Below are 2,106 nucleotides of genomic sequence, written 5' to 3' on the forward strand. Positions count from 1 at the left end.
GCCTGATTGCGCGCATTCCCGACCACCGTATGGCCTTTCTCAGGGCACTGAAGACATGGAAGGCGTTCGGCAAGGGATGGACAGCCCGCGTCAACAGCGTGCGCGCTGTCGGTCAAGCCCTGGGCTACCGGCTCGCTTGCCCCTGAGATCGAGTACGTTGCCGGAGGCGAGGCTAAGGCGCTGATCTCCGATGCCAAGCGCGCTCCGGTGCTGGCGGTTGCCGAGGCGGCGGGCGGCGGCATTGGTTCCGGGACGCTCGCCGGGACGTTGCAGCAGGCTCAGGATCAATTGACACCGCTCAGCACGAGTAGCGCAGAATGAAGAGCAGCGAATGATTGCCGACGCCGCGATCGAGCAGCTGATGGTGCAGGTTCAGGCGCAGGTGAACGCGAATGAAATCCGGCTGGCGACGGCCTGGTTTTGGGAGATGCGGCTGATCAACCGCCGTCATCGCCGGCTTCTCGCTGCATCTCCTCCTCGTTACCCTCGACACCTGTTTGATGCTCGGTTGGCGTATCCCGAAATATCCGCCGCCGTTCGGCGAATGGCAGGGAACGATCCTGCTGTCGTTTTTTGGTGTGCAGGTGGCGGGGCATAGCATCACCGCCATTGCATCCGCAATCAGGGGCCAACGGTAAACCGCGTCGACCTTCTACGAACCGATAGTGGATGGACGTGGTTGTCTGATCCCCGTTTCCAGATTGAAAGCTGTACTTCTCTGCTTCGCCACTTTGAATGAGATTTGTTACGTATTCGATTCGGGGCTGAAGCTCTGATTCAGGAAGTGTTGCGACGTTGGTCATAAACATCGCGTTGCTCTCGGACTTCGGATTAAAGAACTCTGGATTGGCAGCTGTTTCAGCATCGTAGACGGCCCTGGACACACCTGCAGCGGCCTCCCGCGCAGCCAGTTCAGCCTTCAGCTCTGGCGAAAGTGGCTTTGCCAGATCAGCGGAGTAGGTTTTCCAGACGACGGCCTGTCGCAGACCACGGGGCGGGCTGGTTGGACCTCATCGCTTGCCGCGGCCGGGCGCTGGCGGGTTGCGCATCAGCGTCGATAGTTAGGTAGGCGGAAAAGCCCGCTCGTCAATGATCAATTGGCATGCTAAAAGCCAATGGCGATCGGAATCGGCGACCAGCCAGCTCGTCGGAACTGATATGCGGTCGAGTGCCGGCAAATCTCCCGGACCCAACCATCCGAACAGCCAAGCAAGCAGAAAAGCCAATGCGGCGGCGAGCACGATCAGGATCCAAACACCCAAGGTGCGCCTTGGTGGCTTGCCGGAATATCGTTCAGGATCCCTCATTGATTCACCCCCGAAGGTGTTCGGAACCGTGGCCGTGCAACACCAGGATGAGAGCTGCCAATCCGCACGCGCTGGGGCTAGGAACCAAGGGGCTCGTCCAAAAGGTTCAAAATGGCGAGCCCCTGGCGGCCGCGGATATTGGGTAACGTGGCCGTCATGGCTGTGCTTTGGGGCTACAGCGCTTTAAAATAAAGCTCCTGGAAGCCGCCTGGTCAATAATCAATAGGGGTTAGGATCGAAGGGGCCCGCCCGACGGAAAAGCGAGCCCTTGCCGCGCCTCCTGTATCCCCTAGCCATTCAGCGCGGGATTGACGACGCGGCGAACTCGGATAGGGCCTGCCGCGCGGACCAGCGTTCCACAAAAGGCTTAGCAGGTACGACCAGGGCTCGCCCAAAACGTGTCAGAAAAGGCGAGCCCTGTCGCAGACCACGGCATCGGACTATGTTGGAGAGCGGATGCCGCCGTCAGATGCTGCGCCTCGGGGGCAAACAGCACTCAGAACTAAAGAACCGGGGAAACATTCTCGTCAATCATCAATTAGAATTACGCTGACACGTCATTGGCTTGGAAGGCATAGCGGCTTTGCGTGAAGCGGGCATCGAGGGTTGCGGCGATCTCCTCTGGTGCCTTGACGCCCGCACTAACGAGCGAGATGGCGACTGTGAGCGCTTGTTGGCCACGGTCGCTTTGGAGATTGGCATCGTTGCTCTGCGACCGGCAGCTCAATGCCGAGCTGATAAGTTCAATCTCATCGTCTGTGCAAGAAAGTAGCTCGAAAACAGATGACATGATCGCTCT

The 2,106-nt window shown here is 59.1% G+C and carries 2 protein-coding genes and 1 pseudogene; all 3 read right to left on the reverse strand.

Annotated elements, in window-relative coordinates; translation table 11 throughout:
• Window positions 1-298 precede the first annotated feature (298 nt).
• Window positions 299-451, reverse strand: a complete 153-nt coding sequence (locus ACPYOJ_RS34315) for a hypothetical protein (RefSeq protein ID WP_481420215.1) — start codon at window positions 449-451, stop codon at window positions 299-301.
• Entirely contained in the window at window positions 438-884 is a 447-nt protein-coding gene (locus tag ACPYOJ_RS34320) for a hypothetical protein (RefSeq protein WP_481420216.1), read from the reverse strand. Before ACPYOJ_RS34320 ends, ACPYOJ_RS34315 begins: the two co-directional genes overlap by 14 nt.
• A gap of 967 nt (window positions 885-1,851) precedes the next feature.
• Window positions 1,852-2,106 (reverse strand): annotated as a pseudogene (locus ACPYOJ_RS34325) (hypothetical protein); the annotation flags it as partial.

The sequence above is a fragment of the Rhizobium sp. SVR5-9E genome (genome assembly GCF_056755095.1).